We start from the raw sequence: 16,144 nt of genomic DNA, 5'->3' as shown, positions 1-16,144 counted from the left end.
CGTCATTTACCATGATAGTCGCGGAACCACGCGACGAACCGGGCTATGCCCTCTTTGAAATCGGTCTGCGGGCGGTACCCTGTTAGGGATTGCAGGAGGTCATTATCGGCCCATGTCGCAGGCACATCGCCCATCTGCATGGGCATGTAGTTACGGATCGCCTTTTTGCCCAAGGCATCCTCGATGGCCTCGATGAAGTCCATCAGCCGCACCTTGTCGCCATTGCCGATATTCACCACACGCCAAGGTGCTGCCGGAGACAGGCTGTCGCCCTCGGCAATCTGATCCGCGCTGTCTGGGCGCTCGGGCGGCACGTCGATCAGCAGGCGGATACCCCGCACCAGATCCTCGACATAGGTGAAGTCGCGGTACATGTCGCCGTGGTTATAGATGTCGATCGGGCGGTCATCCAGAATGGCGTCCACAAACTTATAGAGCGCCAGATCGGGGCGGCCCCAACTGCCGTAGACAGTGAAAAAGCGAAACATCGTCGTCGGCAGGTTCCACAGATGAGCGTAGGAATGGCCCATCGCCTCATTCGCTTTCTTGGTAGCTGCGTAGATGGTCAGGGGGGTGTCGGCTTTTTCGACCTCGGTAAAGGGCATCTCTTCATTGGCGCCGTAAACGGATGAGGTCGAGGCCATCAGCAGATGCGCAACTTTGTGTTCGCGGGCGACCTCCATAACGTTGAACGTGCCCACGACGTTCGAGTTGATATAGCTGCGCGGGTCTTCCAGGCTGTAGCGAACCCCGGCTTGTGCGGCGAGGTGGACGATAACCTCGGGCTTGAAGTCATCGGCGACCTGTTTCAGGCGGTCGTGATTTTCCAGTAAGTCCTCTGTTGCGGAAAAGCCCGGGTTTTGCAGCAGCATCTGGTGGCGGCGCTGTTTGAGGGTGACATCGTAATAGTCGGTCATCCCGTCATAGCCGTGCACACGAAAGCCTTCGGCCAGCAAAAGCTTGGCCAGATGGAACCCGATGAACCCGGCCGTTCCGGTGACAAGAACCCGTTTCATGCAACCCTCTGTTTCATCGCCGTTTGATGCTGCATCAGGGATACTGTCACCGGCCCGAGGTCAAGCGGTTTTCGCACTTTGGAGCGTCAACCGACGATCATCTGTTTCATGCGAAGGGCTTCGTATTCCAGCTCTTTCAGGCGGAAATGCACGACGTCGCCAATGGTGATCACGCCGCGCAGGGCGCCGTCGGCGAGAACCGGCATATGGCGGAACCGCCCCTCGGTCATGGTTTTCAGAACGTCGTTCAGCGGGTCATCAGGTGCGCACGTTTTGACCTCACGCGTCATCAGGTCCTCGACCGATTGGGGAAGCGTCTGACCGGGGGTGTCGGCCATGCGGCGCACGATATCGCGTTCCGACAGAATGCCCTGCAGTGCGCCGTTTTGATCGGTCACCAGAACCGCCCCGATTTTCTTTTCCTTCAGCGTGTTCACCACCGAGTGAATCGTGTCGTTTGGACGCACCGAGAACACCGCATTTCCCTTGCCCTCAAGCAGTTTCGCCACGGTCGTCTGCGAGTGTGACAGGTTCGAGTCGACCGACTGGCTGCGCGTGCTGGTCTCGGCCTTGTCGCCGCGGGTCGGTGGCTGGTAAGAGCTTGGGGCCATGGGCAATCTCCTTCTGCTTTGTTATTTACCTTAGCGCAGCCAAACGACCTGTATAGGGTGCAATTGCCCGTTCCGGGGAAAACTGCCGAAAACCAAGGATATCCGAACTTTTGTCCGACCTTTCTCTGACCCCGCCTGTTGCAGCGCTGATCTTTTTCGCCGTGGTTGTATGCGGGCACAATTTTCGCATGGCATGGAAACAACAAGCGCCGGGGTGGCAGAAAAAGGCGTGGCTGTTTGGGGTGCCTGCCGGAATTGGTCTGCTGGTTTTGGGCTTCATGCCGCTGAAACTCTGACGCAGGTTTGACTCTGATCCGGGGCGCTGGCATATGCCGGGCACGTTTTCCTAAGAGGGTGCTGTGATGCGTCTTGTCCCCGTTTTGGCTGTTGCCGCGCTGGTGTCTGGCTGTTTGTTCGACAAAGAACCAGAGGTCGTGCGCCTGTCTGGCGAAACCATGGGGACGACCTTCAACATCACCGCCATCGGCGTGGACCTTGACGAAGAGGCGCTGGCAGGTGCAGTCGATCAGACGCTGGCCGAGGTCAACGCCAAGATGTCCAACTGGGATCCGAATTCCGAGGTGTCCACCTTTTCTGCGTCGGACAGCACCGATGCCGTGGCAGTATCTGACGAATTTGCGTTGGTGATTGATGCGGCAAATGACGTGCACGAGAAAACGGGCGGCACGTTTGACGTCACCCTTGGCCCGCTGATTGAGCTGTGGGGCTTTGGCCCGCGCAAACCCGAAGATCCTGTGCCATCGGATGCCGAAATTCAGGCCGCGCTGGACAGCGTCGGTCAGTCCCGCCTGTTGACGCTGGACCGCGAGGCCGGGACGTTGGCCAAATCAGAAGCGGGTGTAGGCATCAACTTGTCGGCCATCGCCAAAGGCTATGGCATTGATGCAGTGGCCGAAACGCTGCGCGACGCCGGGATCGAGAATTACATGGTCGAGATCGGCGGCGATCTGGTCACTATGGGTCAGAATGACAAGAACGAGGCCTGGCGGATCGGGATCGAAAAACCTGAAACCGGCGTGCAGGCCATTCAGTTGATCGTTCAGCTTGACGATCTGGGGATGGCGACCTCGGGCGATTACAAGAACTTCTTCGAACAGGACGGCGTGCGCTATTCGCATATTATCGACCCGGTGACAGGCCGCCCGATCACGCATCGGACCACCTCGGTCACGGTGCTGGCGGAAAACGCGATGATGGCCGATGCTTGGGCCACGGCCATGTTGGCGCTGGGGCAGGAAAAAGGGCTGGAACTGGCCGAAAAGCATAAACTTGCCGTGTATTTCATCTCGCGGGATGTGACAGGGGGCGAAGATGCCTATATCACGGTTCATAGCAGCGCGTTCAAAGACGCCTTGGGCAGCAACTGACGGATACGGATCATGAGCACCTTTATTCTGGCTTTCATACTGCTGGCTCTTGTGATGGTGGGCATGTCGTTGGGCGTGATGCTGATGGGCAAGACCATCAAGGGCAGCTGTGGCGGTCTGAACGCGATCTCGGGTGCGGATAAATGCGTGGTCTGTCAGAAAGATGTCGACCCGAACAGCCCGCTGCGTGATCAGTTGCAGTGCAAGCGCGCCAAGAAGATGCTGGAACAGATGGAACGCGAAGCGCAGGTGTAAATTCCGCTTCGCCGCTGACGCCGAATTGGTTAGCCTAAGCCCCGGACGATCAAAGGGGCGCATCCGTGGCAAAAGCCAAAAACATCCTGTTCATCATGTTCGACCAGCTGCGCTGGGATTACCTGAGCTGCTACGGCCATCCGCATCTTCACACGCCGAATATTGACCGCTTGGCGGCGCGGGGTGTGCGATTTGACAGGGCTTATATCCAATCACCCATTTGCGGCAGCTCTCGCATGTCGACCTATACCGGACGCTATGTGCATTCGCACGGCGCCTCGTGGAACGGCATCCCACTGAAGGTCGGCGAGATGACGATGGGCGATCACCTGCGCAGTGCCGGAATGGAGTGCTGGCTGGTCGGCAAAACTCATATGCGCGCGGATGCCGAGGGGATGGCCCGACTGGGTCTGGAGCCTGACAGCCTGATTGGGGCCCGTGTGGCCGAATGCGGTTTTGACGTGTTCGAACGCGATGACGGGATGCTGCCCGAGGGACCGGATGGCTATTATGATCCGGACGGCGCGAAAGAGTACAACAAGTACCTCGCGGCCAAAGGGTATGAGAGTGACAACCCGTGGCACGATTTTGCCAATTCTGGTCTTGATGCAGATGGCAACGTTTTGTCCGGCTGGTTCCTGAAGCATTCGACCGAGCCCGCAAATATCGCCGAGGAAGACAGCGAAACCCCATACCTGACCGGGCGCGGGATCGAGTTCATGGATACTCATGACGGCCCCTGGTGTTGCCATCTGAGCTTCATCAAGCCCCATTGGCCTTACATCGTGCCCGAGCCCTATGCCTCGATGTACGGCCCCGATGACGTGCTGCCGGTCAACCGGTCGAAGGCCGAGCGTGACAACGCGCACCCCGTACTGCGCGCCTTCATGGACACAAAGATTGGCCAGACATTCTCGCGGCAGGATGTGCGCGAGGCGGTGATCCCCGCCTATATGGGTTTGATCAAACAGGCGGATGACCAGATGGGCCGCCTGTTCGACTGGATGGAAAAAACCGGCCGGATGGAGGACACGATGATCCTGCTGACTTCGGATCACGGCGATTTTCTGGGCGATCACTGGATGGGGGAGAAAACATTCTTCCACGACGCTTCGACCAAAGTGCCGCTGATCATCTATGATCCATCGTCCGCCGCTGACGCCACGCGCGGCACGGCCTGTGATGCGTTGGTGGAAGCCATCGATCTTGCCCCGACCTTTCTGAATGTGGCCGGTGGCGCAGATGCCTCGCATATCCTCGAAGGGCATTCCCTGTTGCCGATCCTGCATGGGACACAGGCGGAAACTCCGCGGGATGTGGTGATTTGCGAATATGATTATTCGGCCTCGCCGCTAGCGGAGAAACTTAATGCCTCGGTCCGCGATGCGGTGATGTTCATGGTCGCCGACAAGAAGTGGAAGCTGATCCATTGCGAGGGTGGCCATCGTCCTTTGTTGTTTGATCTGGAAAACGATCCACAGGAATTGACCGATCTTGGCGATAGCGCCGACCACGCCGACATCATCGCGCAGATGTATGAGCATCTGTTTACGTGGACCCGCAGGCAATCTCAGCGCACCACGCGGTCCGAGGCGCAACTGATCGAGATGCGGACCAAAAGCCGGGGCCGGGGGGTTGTTGTTGGCATCTATGATGAAAACGACATGCCGTTGGAGTTGACGGTGAAATACCGGGGCCGCAAAGCGCGCCCGTATCGGGATATTGTCGGCAAGGATTAAATTCACCGCGTCTGCGCCAAAAGGCGGTTCACCCGGCGTCGGCCAAGGGGTAAAAGGTCAGGCAAGAGCAGCAATCCCGGAGAGTCCGAATGACCGCCCCCAAACCTGTCGTCCTGTGCATTCTTGATGGTTGGGGTCTGTCCGCGGAGACCAAGGCCAACGCCCCCTATCTGGCGCAGACCCCGACATTTGACGCGATCATGGCGCAGGGGCCGCACGCCCAGCTGATCACACACGGGCCTGACGTGGGTCTTCCTAGCGGCCAGATGGGCAATTCTGAGGTTGGCCATACCAATATTGGCGCAGGCCGCGTGGTGGCGATGGATCTGGGGCAGATTGATCTGGCAATTGAGGATGAGTCATTTTTCGAAAATCAGGCGTTGCAGGCCTTCATCGCCAAGGTGAAGGCGGCGGGCGGCACGGCGCATCTGATGGGTCTGGTCTCGGATGGCGGCGTGCATGGTCACCTGAACCACATCGTGGCGTCGGCCAAGGCGATCACGGATGCGGGTGTATCGGTGGCGTTGCACGCGGTGACGGATGGGCGGGACGTGGCCCCGAAATCAGCCGCGCCCTTTGTTGCTGAACTGGAAGAGCGACTACCTGACGGCGCGCAGATCGTCACTGTTAGCGGGCGCTACTATGCCATGGACCGCGACAATCGATGGGAAAGGGTCAGTCAGGCCTATGACGCCATGATCAAAGCTAAGGGCCGTGCGGCGGCTTCTGCGCGTGCAGCCGTTGAACACGCCTATGACCAATCCGAAACCGATGAGTTCATTCTGCCCACGGTGCTGAGCGGATTTGAGGGCATCAAGGACGGCGACGGCTTCTTCTGCCTGAACTTCCGCGCCGACCGCGCCCGCGAAATCCTGCGCGCGATTGGCGAGCCGGGTTTTGCCGATTTCGACACCGGGCCGCGTCCGCATCTGTCGGCTTTGCTGGGAATGGTGGAATACTCAGACGGCCACAACGCCTATATGACCACTGTATTCCCCAAGCGAGACATCGTGAACACCCTCGGTGAATGGGTGGCCAAACAAGGTCTGCGTCAGTTCCGTTTGGCCGAGACCGAGAAATACCCCCATGTCACCTTCTTCCTCAACGGTGGCAAGGAAACCCCCGAGGCGGGCGAAGACCGCTATATGCCCAAATCGCCAAAAGTGGCGACCTATGATTTGCAGCCCGAGATGTCGTCGGCCGAGGTGACGGCCAAATTCGTTGAGGCGATTGAAGAGGGCTATGACCTGATCGTCACCAACTATGCCAACCCCGATATGGTCGGCCATACCGGTGATCTTCATGCAGCTATCAAGGCGTGCGAGGCGGTGGATCAGGGCTTGGCGCAAGTTGTTGCGGCGCTGACCAAAGCAGGGGGCGCGATGATCGTGACGGCGGATCACGGCAACTGCGAGGTGATGGTCGACCCTGAAACCGGTGGGCCGCATACAGCGCATACGCTGAACCCGGTGCCCGTGGCTTTGGTCGGCGGACCCGAGGGCGCTACGCTGCGCGAGGGGCGGCTGTCGGATCTGGCACCGACACTGTTGGACCTGATGGGACTGGAGCAGCCTCAGGAAATGACCGGGCGCAGCTTGCTGTCATGAGGGCGCTTCCTGTTCTGCTCGCAGCCCTTCTGGCAGCCCCGCTTTACGCGCAGACGGACCCGTCCACTGCGGCGCTGAACGCGGCGCGCCAGCTCGAGGCGGCCTCGATCGCGCTGACCGAAGCCGACAGCGCGCGGGATCGGGTGCGGGCGTTGACCACCACGGTGCAGGCTTATGAGGCCGGGTTGACGGCGATGCGCGAAGGCTTGCGCAAGGCCGCTACGCGCGAGGCGCAGCTGACCGCCGAATTGCACGCACGGGAAAAGGATGTGGCGCAGCTGTTGGGTGTGTTGCAAACGATCGAGACCACAGCGCCGCCGGTTTTGATGCTGCACCCGTCGGGCCCGTTGGGGTCCGCGAGGGCGGGCATGATGTTGTCCGAGGTCACGCCGGGCCTGAACGCCCGCGCTCAGGCGCTGGCCAGTGACCTGCGAGAGGTTCAGACACTGCGCCAATTGCAGCAAAGTGCGACCGAAACCCTGACCGAAGGTCTGGTGGGTGTGCAAACCGCCCGAACCCAACTAAGCGCCGCGATTGCCGACCGTACAGACCTGCCGCGCCGCTTTGTCGAAGACCCTATTCGTACCGCCATCTTGATTTCCTCGACCGAGACTTTGGAAGGCTTCGCAAGCGGTCTGTCCGAGATTTCCGAGGGTGAGATTGCCGCCGCCAATGCCGATGTATCCGACCGCAAGGGTCAGATCGACCTGCCGACGCAGGGGATCATCCTGCATCGCGCGGGCGAGACCGATGCCGCAGGCGTGACCCGCCCCGGCATTGTGATGGGCACCCGGCCCCGCGCGATTGTTACATCGCCCACGGCCGCGACGATCCGCTATCGCGGGCCGCTGCTGGATTTGGGCAATCTGGTGATATTGGAGCCGCAACCGGGTCTTTTGTTCGTCTTTTCCGGCTTGCAAGAGGTGTATGGAGAGACGGGTCAGGTGATCCCGCAAGGCTCACCAGTTGGGTTGATGCCAGGTGAAACGCCGGAAATCGGCGCTATTTTGTCAACAAGCAGTGATGGCACTGGAACTGGCCGCTCAGAAACGCTCTATATAGAGGTAAGACAAGAAAACAGCCCCGTGGACCCGGAATCGTGGTTTCGGACCGACAAGGATGGATAACCGAGTATGAAGAAATTTGTGATGGCCGGTTTGGCCGGAACCGTGGCAGGCATTATCGCAACCACTCAGATTGCAGGCCCCTTGCTGGCGCAAGAGGCCGAGAACAAGGCGAGCGTCTATCAGCAGCTCGACCTGTTTGGGGACATTTTCGAGCGTATCCGTTCGCAATATGTCGAAGAGGTTGAGCCCGAAGATCTGATCGAAGCCGCGATTGACGGAATGCTGACCTCGCTTGATCCCCATTCCAGTTACCTGTCGCCCAGCGATGCGGAACAGATGCGCGTGCAGACGCGTGGTGAGTTTGGCGGGCTGGGGATCGAGGTTACGCAGGAAGAAGGCTATGTCAAAGTGGTCTCACCCATCGACGACACTCCGGCGGATGAGGCCGGGATCGAAGCGGGCGATTTCATCACCCATGTGGATGGCGAAAGCATTCTGGGCCTGACGCTGGACAAGGCGGTCGATCTGATGCGCGGGCCGGTGGGCTCGGAAATCGTGATCACCGTAGTTCGTGAGGGCGAGCAGGAGCCTTTTGACATCACCATTGTCCGCGACACGATCAAGCTGACTGCCGTGCGCGCCCGGACCGAAGGTACCAGTGTCGTTCTGCGTGTGACGACGTTCAACGACCAAACCTTCCCCAACCTGCAAGAGGGCCTGAACGAGCAGATCGAAGAGATCGGCGGCATCGACAAAGTCAACGGCGTTGTTCTGGACCTGCGCAACAACCCCGGTGGTCTGCTGACGCAGGCGATCAAGGTTTCAGACGCATTCCTGAACGAGGGCGAAATCGTTTCAACCCGTGGCCGCGATCCGGGCGAGGGTGAGCGGTTCAACGCCACCGCCGGTGATCTGGCCGAAGGCAAGCCGATCGTGGTGCTGATCAATGGCGGTTCAGCGTCGGCCTCGGAAATCGTGGCGGGTGCGCTGCAAGACCATCGCCGGGCGATTGTCGTGGGCACAAAGAGCTTTGGCAAAGGCTCGGTCCAGACGGTCATGCCGCTGCGCGGGGATGGTGCGATGCGTCTGACGACGTCACGCTATTACACGCCGTCGGGACGCTCGATCCAGGCGCTTGGGGTCAGCCCGGACATTATTGTTGAACAACCGCGTCGTACAGCGGATACCGAGGAAGAGGAAACCAACCCCCGCACCCGGTCCGAGGCCGATCTGCGTGGCAGCCTGAACAATGACAGCCTCAGCGAGGATGAGATCCGTCAGATCGAGGAAGACCGCGCCAAGGCTGAAGAAACCGCCGAATTGCGGGAAGAGGATTACCAATTGGCCTATGCCATCGACATCCTCAAAGGTCTGTCGGCCTTCCGGCCCAACGGCCCGTCCCAGTAAATCGAAGGGCCGCTCCAGGGCGGCCCTTTTCTTATGAACTTAGCTTTCGACCTTCCGCAGCTTCTCTTCATCCAGCATCGTCGCAAGGATCATACCGACCGAGACCGAGATTGCGGCGAAGACAAAGGCCATGTTCATGCCACTGTCGAACGCCGATGCGATGGCGGTTTTCACCTGTTCGGTCTCTGCCGGGGTCAGTTTTGCCATCACGGCTTTGGCGGAATCGGTGGTCAGCGTGCCGCCGTTGATGGCCCTTTGATCCGCTTCGGACATTTTGATGCCATCCACCGCAAGCTGTTTGCCAAGGCTGGAGAGGCTGGTGGCATACATGATCGCGGTGGCGAACGCGACTGAGATGGCACCATAGACGAGATGGGTCATGAAGCTTAATCCGCCAACAAGCCCGGCGCGTTCGGGTTTGACCGCACTGACCGCAGCCGTACCCGATGGCCCCACTGTCAGTGTAGCGCCCAGCCCGATCATGGCCATGCCGGGCAGGATCTGGAAATAGCCCAGCCCTGCAGGCATCACCACGATGCTGAGCGCCCCTACGGTGGCAATCAGGTAGCCCCAGAACAACAGCCGCTTCGGCCCGAAGTCGTTATAAAGCGTCCCAGAAACGATCGACCCGATCGCCAACAGTAAAGTCAGCGGGGCCAGCCCAAGCGCTGAATGAAAGACCGACCAGCCCAGAACCTTCTGCATATATTGCGGGAAATACAGCAGCCCGACAAAGGCGGCTGAGACGTTGAACATGTTCAGACCCAGCGTGATCAGAAACTCTCGGTTCTGCATCATTTGGGGCAGCAGCAGCGGCTCTTTCACACGCTTTTCGATTATGGGGAAAGACAGGAACAGCACGGCGCTGACGAAGAACACCATCAGCAGTGGCGGCGAGGCCCAACCCCAATCCGCGCCCACATCCAGTCCGTAAAGCAGCAGCAGGACCGCCAAGGACAACAGAACCATTCCGGCGATGTCCAGATGCTCACCCTGTTTGTGCTGTTTTTCACGCTCCATCAGGATCAGTGCCGTAATCATCGAGATGGTCGAGAATATGACATTGGCCAGGAAGAACAGCCTCCAATCACCGAAACTGACCGCTGCGCCGCTGATCAAGGGACCAAACACATTGCCACTGGTGACACCCGCCAAGATCATTCCCATGACCAAGGCCCGCTGTTCAGGCTTGGCGATCTTGGTGGCGCCAAAGGCCAGCGCGCAAGGCCAAACACAACCTGCGCCGATACCTTGCAAGGCGCGCGAGAGGATCAGGAAATCGAGGCAGGGGGACAGAAAACACATGACCGAAGAAAACAGAAAGATCGACAGCCCGATCAGCATCATTTTGCGGTGGCCGAACATGTCCCCCATCCGGCCTCCGGCCACCATGGTCATGGCAAAGAACAGGGCGTAGATGTTTAATACCCATTGGGTCGAGGTGATGTCCGCGTCAAAGCTGTTTTCGATCGCGGGGACCAGTATCAAGGCGCCGGTAAAGTCGATCCCGATGCCAAACCCTGTCACCATCAGGGCGATGACCTTGATAATACTCGTCCGGTCCATACCAATACTCCACCAATCGCCTATCGGTTCATGATGCACGGAAAACGCTGGAAAGATAGGGGCTTGGGTCGCAGGCGTCAGGTATCGGACTGTTGCGACCGGCGAAAGGCGCGTTTCAGAAGGTCCAGTTCCGCGCGCAGCAGGTCAATCTCGGCCCGCAGATCGTCCGCCGCAGGAACCCCTGCAATGATGGTGAAATCGCCCAGTTTTTCCGAACTGTCCCGATCTAGGATGACAAAGCTGTGCACCCCGTCCGACAGAGCCGAGTTCGGGACGGGAATAGCCAGCGCCCAGCCATCGGGCGAGGCGGTCAGAGTTACGCCGTCCAACACCTCATCCCGGTAGTGAACTGAGACGTGCGGCTCGGCTGAGGATGTGATCAGCCCTTGCCAGATTCCGTTTTCCAGTCTGAGCGGCGTCAGGATGGGGTGCGTCATGATATGGGCCTCATAAATCGGCGCGATGGTGGCGGCAGAAGGTCAGTTCGCGCACAAAAATGCGGTTCATCGTCGGGGCGTCAAAGATGAGATCTAGCCAGATCTTGTCGATCCGCCGCTCGTTCAAGGGGAGGTGGGCCAAATCGAAATCGACCCCGCCTGTTCGGTTTGGGTCTAACTCCCTGAGAACCTGTTCGGTATTGGGGCCGTGCTGGATGTTCAAACGGGCCATTCCGTGTGTATCGCGTTCCGCCTCGATCTGCGCATCGACCCGTATCAGGTGCTGCTTGGTCAGACCCTGCGCGGCATCTGCGGGCAACGCGACGGACAGGGACAGAAAGGAGCCTGCGAATTCGAACACCTCGAGACTGAGCCCAAAGGGTGCCAGATCATTGTCGCGCCGGTTGCGCGTCTGGCGCAGGCTGATTTCCGCCAGCGCGCAGTCGTGAAACAAGGTAGTCTGACCGTCCAACGGTGTTCTGCGCGGGGCCGAGGCCAGCCCGCTGCGCGACAGCGGTTCGCGCCAGAGGTCGGGGCGCCAGCTCCAATCTGTGCCAAGGGGTTTGGCGAATTGGTTTGATCCGATCAGGGGCCGCGTCAAACGGCCATCCGCCGCATGGATCAACCGGTCCAGATCGGCGCGCAGCTTGCGCGCTTCGTCTCGCTGGTGGCGCAACTGGGCGGGGGGTGTGTGCCCGGCCATCTGTGCGGCCTGCCGCCAACGGGCCTGCACCTTGCGGAAAATATAGCGATCCAGAAATTTGCCCATGGTCCCCGTCATCTTTTGTTGACCACTGTTTAGTCAATGACGGTGGTTAGGTTAAAGCCGAAACCCGGAAATATCGCGTTAATTCCGGCGGAACAGCCGGGTTTCGGCTGGGCAGGCGGGTTGCGATCTGATACCCGCAGGGCCGTTCTTGCAATCGCGTGGACCAATGCGTACCGTCCGGCACCTGATTGCTGTAGATCATCCGAAAAAGCGCGTATCACAAAACTTGAGGCAAGGCCGGGGTATGGAACCCACTCTTTTTTCGTTCATTTGGAAGTATTCGAAGAAACAACAGATTGTGCTGTTGGTGCTGACGGTTCTGTCCTTCCCGTTTCTCTACGCCTCGTTGGAGTTGCCCAAGCAGATCATCAACGATGCCATCGGTGCGCCCAGCGATACGGTGACGGTGCTGGGGATCTCGTTCACACAGGTCCAGTATCTCTTGATTCTGTGCTGCGCGTTCTTGCTGACGGTGATCATCAGCGGGCTGATGAAGATGCGCATCAACACGATGAAGGGCGTTCTGGCCGAACGGATGCTGCGTCGGCTGCGGTTTACACTGATCCACCGTACCATGCGCTTCCCAAAATCCTATTTCCAGACCACCAGCCAGGGTGAGCTGGTGTCGATGATCACCTCCGAGGCAGAGCCGATGGGCGGGTTGATGGGCGATGCGATTGCCCAGCCGGTGTTCCAGTTCGGGCAGATGATGACCATCGTCACCTTTCTGTTTATGCAAAGCGTTTGGTTCGGATTGGCCAGCATCGCGCTGATCCCGCTGCAAGCGTGGATCATTCCCAAGCTGCAACGGCAGATCAACCTGCTGAACAAGGACCGCATCCAGGAGGTGCGTCATCTGAGTTCGGAAATCGGCGAAAGTGCCGCGGGCATCAGTGATCTACGCACCAATGGGGGCTGGCGATATCGTCTGGCGCTATTCAGTCATCGGTTGGGCACCTTGTTCGAGATCCGGTTCAAGATCTACAACAAGAAATTCTTCATGAAATTTCTCAACAATATGATCACTCAGATGACGCCGTTCCTGTTCTATTCGGTTGGCGGCTATCTGGCGATCAAGGGAGAGGTTACGGTGGGCGCGCTGGTTGCGGCGCTGGGGGCCTACAAGGATCTGAGCGGCCCGTGGAAGGATTTGCTGACCTATTACAATCAGGTGCAGGATATGTCTCTGCGCTGGGAAATCGTGACCGAGCGGTTTGCGCCGGACAATATGATTCCAGAAAACCTGTTCGTGGGCGAGCCAGAGACGATTCCACACCTTACGGGCGCAATTCAGTTGCGCAACGTGACAGTCCGCGACGATGACGGCAAAACGATCCTTGAAGATATTGACCTGACGATCCCCAAGGGCGCGCGGGTTGCGATCCAATCCTCGAACGCGGCCGAGCGCAGTGCGTTGGCACAGGTCCTCACGCGCGAGTTGCTTCCGGTGCAAGGCGATGTGACCATTGGCGGGCACGATCTGCAAGGGTTGCATCAGGCGGTGATCGCGGCCCGGATAGGCTATGCCTATTCGCGGCCCTATCTGTTCGACGGGACCTTGGGGGACAATCTGCTGATGCCCCTGCGCACCCGTCCGAAACATGCAGAAGAGGCCAAAAAAGCGCCGACACGTTGGCAGATCGAAGCGGAACGCGCCGGAAACCCGGTGGATTCCCTGTCGGACGAGTGGATCGATCCCGCGCTGGCCGGGTTAGAGGATATCGACGACATCCGGGACTGGTGGTTCCAGCTGGTCGAATCCATGGGCATTGACGAGTTCATGTTCCGTCGGACGTTGCGGTCTCAGTTCGATCCGGTGCAGCACCCGTCGTTGGCGCGTGAAATTGTCGATCTGCGCGGCCGCGTGGCCGAGCGGTTACAGGAAAAGGGGCTGGACCGGTATGTCTACCGCTTCGACCCGGATCTGTTCAACCCGGCGGTTCCATTGGGGGGCAACCTGCTTTACGCCGCGCCGTCGCATGATATTTCGCCCGATATTCTGGCGGGCGACCGGCGGTTCATGTCGATGTTGCGGGCACATGATTTGGATGACGACGCGATGGGGATCTCCAGCGCGGTGCTGAAGACACTGAACCGAACTTTCGGACGGGATGGCACCGATCACCCGCTATTCCTGCGGTTGGGCATGACCAAGGACATGTATTACCGCCTGCTGGATATCGAGGAACGGCGCAAGCTGAAGGGTGAGGCCGGGATCACCGATCAGGAACGCGCGCTGCTGTTGACCGTTCCTTTCCTGTTGACGGCGGAACAGATTGGTCCCGATTTCCCCGACGAATACAAGGAGAAAATTCTGGCCATCCGCAGCGGACAGGCGGACCGTCTGCGCGCGCATCTGAAGGGCATGTTCATCCCCGTCACGCCTGACGCCTATATCGAGCGTATGACGGTCATTGAGAATGCGCTCTTTGGCCGTATCTCGTTGATGGCGGGCGCGCATGCGGATGAGATCGAGGATGTGGTGGCCGATATCTTGAACGAGGCCGGTCTGCGCCGTCGTGCGGCGGCGATCATCTATGACTTGCCCTCGGGGCTGGGCGGAAACAACCTGCCGACGGTGTTTCAAGAGCGCGCCGCCTTTTCGCGCGCTGGAATCAAGCGGCCCGATGTCTTAATCTTGGACAAGGCGCTGGCCAGCCACGATTCCGAAAGCCGACTGCGGACGCGGTTGAAACTGCGAGAGCTGTTGCCCGACTCGATCATGATCTTCATGGAAGATCACTTTGCCCATCCCGAGGCTTACGACCTGTTTGTCGAGATCAAGGATGGCCGTATCGACGGCGTCTCCAAGACGCGAACCCTGGACGAGGTGGACACGACTGAGGATCTCAGCCGCAAGCTCAAGATCATATCCTCGACCGAGCTGTTCGCCGGCATGGATGGCCGCAACCAGCGCCTGCTGGCTTTTTCGGCGCAATGGTACCATGCCACGGCTGGTCAGGTCATCTTTTCATGCGGTCAGGCACCGGATGCGGCCTATCTTTGCATCTCGGGCCGAGCCAGCCTGGAATGGCCCATCGAGGGCGGCACCTCGCGGCAGGTTTCGGTTATTGAACCGGGCCGTCTGATCGGGGATTTGTCCATCATCACTCGGGACCCTCGTCAGTTGGACCTTGTGGCGCTGGAGGAGTGTTCCTTCCTGCGCATTGGTGCCGAAGAGTTCCGCGCCGTGGTCGACAGCGACGCGGGTGTTGCCGTTCAGTTGCTTGAAACTGTTGCCGGGTATCTGACCTCACTGGCCAACCGGGTGAACGAGACCAAGGACCCAACCATCTTCCTGGAAGATCCCGGCCAGCCCGAGAGCGTAAATGAACGTGCCTGAGATCAGCTCGCCCCGCTACGGGTCGCATGAACAGCTTGTGGCCCCGGCTCGGGCGCGCGCTGAGATTTGGCGTCTGTTGGCGGGGTTGGGCATCGTCGCAGCCGTTGTCATTGCCCTGAATCTGGCGCTTCTGATCGTCATTTCAGCTATAGGGTCCTACGAATGGGCCGAGGCGTTTTTGTCCGGTTCCTCACCGTTGTCCATGTTGGTTCTGCTGAGCAGTTTCGCCTTTGTGACATTGGGCGTTCGACTGGCGGTCCGCCGTCTTCACCAAAGGTCGCTCGCGTCTGTTTTGGGCCCACTAGGTCAAAGTGTTGCACAGTTCTGGGTCGTCTTGCGCGCATTGGTGGTGCTTGGTGTCGTCATCACGGTGTTGCCGCCATATGATATGGGGGCCGCTTTCGTTCCGAATCTGGCCTTGTCGACATGGCTGTTGTTTCTGCCCCTGTCTTTAGGTGCAGTTCTGATTCAAACCAGCGCAGAAGAGTTTTTGTTTCGCGGCTATATGCAACAAGCCCTCGCTGCGCGATTCCGGTCGCCTGCGGTGTGGATACTCGTCCCATCTTTGCTGTTCGGAATAGGCCACTACGCCCCCGGTACCGCCGAAGGGAACGCCGGGCTGATTGCGCTTTGGTCTATCATGTTTGGCGTTTTCGCGGCTGATCTCACCGCGCGCTCAGGCACGTTGGGCCCTGCGATAGCACTCCATTTCTTCAACAATACCGTGGCGTTGCTGTTCATATCGTTGCCCGACAGCCTAAGCGGCCTTGCCCTTTTCCACCTGCCTTACGACATGTCCGATACCGGTATATTGCGGCAATGGCTTTACGTGGATTTCGCCATCATGACCGTCAGTTGGCTGACCGCGCGCCTGGCACTCAGGCGTTGATTGCATTTCTTTCCGTTGCGTCTTATTTGACGTCAAAGCCGCATTAGCAA

Annotated in this window: 14 protein-coding genes; 9 read left to right on the top strand and 5 right to left on the bottom strand. The window is 59.0% G+C overall.

The genetic code is table 11. The features are described 5' to 3' along the window. Nucleotides 1-2 precede the first annotated feature (2 nt). Both GOV80_RS13970 and GOV80_RS13965 read right to left on the bottom strand, forming a co-directional pair. Nucleotides 3-1,016, bottom strand: coding sequence for a GDP-mannose 4,6-dehydratase (locus GOV80_RS13970; RefSeq protein ID WP_170785618.1), 1,014 nt, complete (start codon nt 1,014-1,016; stop codon nt 3-5). Between the two features lie 86 nt (nt 1,017-1,102). Further along, nucleotides 1,103-1,627, bottom strand: coding sequence for a CBS domain-containing protein (locus tag GOV80_RS13965; protein ID WP_170773146.1), 525 nt, complete (start codon nt 1,625-1,627; stop codon nt 1,103-1,105). A 110-nt stretch (nt 1,628-1,737) separates the two neighbouring features. On the opposite strand from GOV80_RS13965, the gene GOV80_RS13960 reads away from it, so the two are divergent. The 7 genes from GOV80_RS13960 to GOV80_RS13930 all read left to right on the top strand — a co-directional run bounded on the left by GOV80_RS13960 (nt 1,738) and on the right by GOV80_RS13930 (nt 9,090). Further along, the gene (locus GOV80_RS13960; protein ID WP_170773143.1) at nt 1,738-1,923 is read left to right on the top strand and encodes a hypothetical protein; all 186 of its coding nucleotides are present in this window, start codon (nt 1,738-1,740) and stop codon (nt 1,921-1,923) included. 66 nt (nt 1,924-1,989) lie between these two features. Continuing rightward, entirely contained in the window at nt 1,990-3,015 is a 1,026-nt protein-coding gene (locus tag GOV80_RS13955) for an FAD:protein FMN transferase (protein WP_170785616.1), read from the top strand. A gap of 12 nt (nt 3,016-3,027) precedes the next feature. Beyond that, complete coding sequence (nqrM, locus tag GOV80_RS13950) at nt 3,028-3,270, top strand: (Na+)-NQR maturation NqrM (protein ID WP_170356551.1); 243 nt, start codon at nt 3,028-3,030, stop codon at nt 3,268-3,270. 65 nt (nt 3,271-3,335) lie between these two features. Next, on the top strand, nt 3,336-5,009 hold the full coding sequence (locus GOV80_RS13945; RefSeq protein WP_170785614.1) for a sulfatase-like hydrolase/transferase: 1,674 nt from the start codon (nt 3,336-3,338) through the stop codon (nt 5,007-5,009). Between the two features lie 89 nt (nt 5,010-5,098). Continuing rightward, nucleotides 5,099-6,616 (top strand): 2,3-bisphosphoglycerate-independent phosphoglycerate mutase, encoded by a 1,518-nt coding sequence (gpmI, locus tag GOV80_RS13940; RefSeq protein ID WP_170785612.1) that lies wholly within the window; start codon nt 5,099-5,101, stop codon nt 6,614-6,616. Beyond that, nucleotides 6,613-7,743, top strand: a complete 1,131-nt coding sequence (locus tag GOV80_RS13935) for a murein hydrolase activator EnvC family protein (protein ID WP_170785610.1) — start codon at nt 6,613-6,615, stop codon at nt 7,741-7,743. The genes gpmI and GOV80_RS13935 overlap by 4 nt, the downstream gene beginning before the upstream one ends. 6 nt (nt 7,744-7,749) lie before the next feature. Then, entirely contained in the window at nt 7,750-9,090 is a 1,341-nt protein-coding gene (locus tag GOV80_RS13930; RefSeq protein ID WP_170773133.1) for a S41 family peptidase, read from the top strand. Between the two features lie 39 nt (nt 9,091-9,129). On the opposite strand, the gene GOV80_RS13925 is transcribed toward GOV80_RS13930, so the two are convergent. The 3 genes from GOV80_RS13925 to GOV80_RS13915 all read right to left on the bottom strand — a co-directional run bounded on the left by GOV80_RS13925 (nt 9,130) and on the right by GOV80_RS13915 (nt 11,862). Beyond that, on the bottom strand, nt 9,130-10,656 hold the full coding sequence (locus GOV80_RS13925; protein ID WP_170785608.1) for an MFS transporter: 1,527 nt from the start codon (nt 10,654-10,656) through the stop codon (nt 9,130-9,132). Between the two features lie 77 nt (nt 10,657-10,733). Further along, entirely contained in the window at nt 10,734-11,093 is a 360-nt protein-coding gene (locus GOV80_RS13920; RefSeq protein ID WP_170785606.1) for a hypothetical protein, read from the bottom strand. A gap of 10 nt (nt 11,094-11,103) precedes the next feature. Continuing rightward, nucleotides 11,104-11,862 carry a DUF6478 family protein gene (locus tag GOV80_RS13915; RefSeq protein WP_170785604.1) on the bottom strand — a complete coding sequence of 253 codons (759 nt, stop codon included), beginning with the start codon at nt 11,860-11,862 and terminating at the stop codon, nt 11,104-11,106. A 244-nt stretch (nt 11,863-12,106) separates the two neighbouring features. Here GOV80_RS13915 and GOV80_RS13910 point away from each other — a divergent pair, with 244 nt between their 5' ends. Together GOV80_RS13910 and GOV80_RS13905 are read left to right on the top strand one after the other, a co-directional pair. Next, nucleotides 12,107-15,205, top strand: coding sequence for an ABC transporter transmembrane domain-containing protein (locus GOV80_RS13910; protein ID WP_170785602.1), 3,099 nt, complete (start codon nt 12,107-12,109; stop codon nt 15,203-15,205). Beyond that, entirely contained in the window at nt 15,192-16,094 is a 903-nt protein-coding gene (locus GOV80_RS13905; RefSeq protein ID WP_170773123.1) for a CPBP family intramembrane glutamic endopeptidase, read from the top strand. The genes GOV80_RS13910 and GOV80_RS13905 overlap by 14 nt, the downstream gene beginning before the upstream one ends. Nucleotides 16,095-16,144 lie beyond the last annotated feature (50 nt).

Origin of the sequence: Ruegeria lacuscaerulensis (assembly GCF_013034685.1) — a bacterium.
Lineage (GTDB): Bacteria > Pseudomonadota > Alphaproteobacteria > Rhodobacterales > Rhodobacteraceae > Ruegeria > Ruegeria lacuscaerulensis_B.
Note: the sequence above shows the minus strand (reverse complement) of the source record. Positions and strands in the feature narration are given on the sequence as shown.

What these genes read in the sequence shown, in the direction of transcription:
- GOV80_RS13970 (WP_170785618.1), bottom strand. Translation starts at nt 1,016, where the DNA reads ATGAAACGGGTTCTTGTCACCGGAACGGCCGGGTTCATCGGGTTCCAT.
- GOV80_RS13965 (WP_170773146.1), bottom strand. Translation starts at nt 1,627, where the DNA reads ATGGCCCCAAGCTCTTACCAGCCACCGACCCGCGGCGACAAGGCCGAG.
- GOV80_RS13955 (WP_170785616.1), top strand. Translation starts at nt 1,990, where the DNA reads ATGCGTCTTGTCCCCGTTTTGGCTGTTGCCGCGCTGGTGTCTGGCTGT.
- nqrM (WP_170356551.1), top strand. Translation starts at nt 3,028, where the DNA reads ATGAGCACCTTTATTCTGGCTTTCATACTGCTGGCTCTTGTGATGGTG.
- gpmI (WP_170785612.1), top strand. Translation starts at nt 5,099, where the DNA reads ATGACCGCCCCCAAACCTGTCGTCCTGTGCATTCTTGATGGTTGGGGT.
- GOV80_RS13935 (WP_170785610.1), top strand. Translation starts at nt 6,613, where the DNA reads ATGAGGGCGCTTCCTGTTCTGCTCGCAGCCCTTCTGGCAGCCCCGCTT.
- GOV80_RS13930 (WP_170773133.1), top strand. Translation starts at nt 7,750, where the DNA reads ATGAAGAAATTTGTGATGGCCGGTTTGGCCGGAACCGTGGCAGGCATT.
- GOV80_RS13925 (WP_170785608.1), bottom strand. Translation starts at nt 10,656, where the DNA reads ATGGACCGGACGAGTATTATCAAGGTCATCGCCCTGATGGTGACAGGG.
- GOV80_RS13920 (WP_170785606.1), bottom strand. Translation starts at nt 11,093, where the DNA reads ATGACGCACCCCATCCTGACGCCGCTCAGACTGGAAAACGGAATCTGG.
- GOV80_RS13915 (WP_170785604.1), bottom strand. Translation starts at nt 11,862, where the DNA reads ATGGGCAAATTTCTGGATCGCTATATTTTCCGCAAGGTGCAGGCCCGT.
- GOV80_RS13910 (WP_170785602.1), top strand. Translation starts at nt 12,107, where the DNA reads ATGGAACCCACTCTTTTTTCGTTCATTTGGAAGTATTCGAAGAAACAA.
- GOV80_RS13905 (WP_170773123.1), top strand. Translation starts at nt 15,192, where the DNA reads ATGAACGTGCCTGAGATCAGCTCGCCCCGCTACGGGTCGCATGAACAG.